The sequence below is a fragment of the Pantoea sp. SIMBA_079 genome, assembly GCF_046940275.1.
GTDB lineage: Bacteria > Pseudomonadota > Gammaproteobacteria > Enterobacterales > Enterobacteriaceae > Pantoea > Pantoea borealis.
Genome location: NZ_JAWRYR010000567.1, coordinates 1 through 257 on the forward strand (window position 1 = coordinate 1; position 257 = coordinate 257).

Genomic DNA, 257 nt, shown 5'->3' on the forward strand with positions numbered 1-257 from the left:
GCCGAAGCCATGGTCGCTGCCGGTGTCGACATCGATGCCGTGGTCGAAATTGCCGTGGACGACGAAGAAATCGTCGGCCGCATGGCTGGCCGCCGCGTGCACCTGGCCTCGGGCCGTACCTACCACATTCAGTACAACCCGCCGAAAGTGGAAGGCAAGGACGACGAGACCGGTGAAGACCTGATCCAGCGAGACGACGACAAAGAAGAAACCGTTCGCCATCGCCTGTCGGTCTACCACAGCCAGACCAAGCCGCT

Annotated in this window: 1 protein-coding gene; it reads left to right on the forward strand. The window is 61.9% G+C overall.

Annotation, left to right across the window (positions count from 1 at the left end; translation table 11 throughout):
- Window positions 1-257, forward strand: a 257-nt coding sequence (locus SB719_RS21225) for a nucleoside monophosphate kinase (protein WP_412159898.1), incomplete at both ends; no start/stop codon positions are given.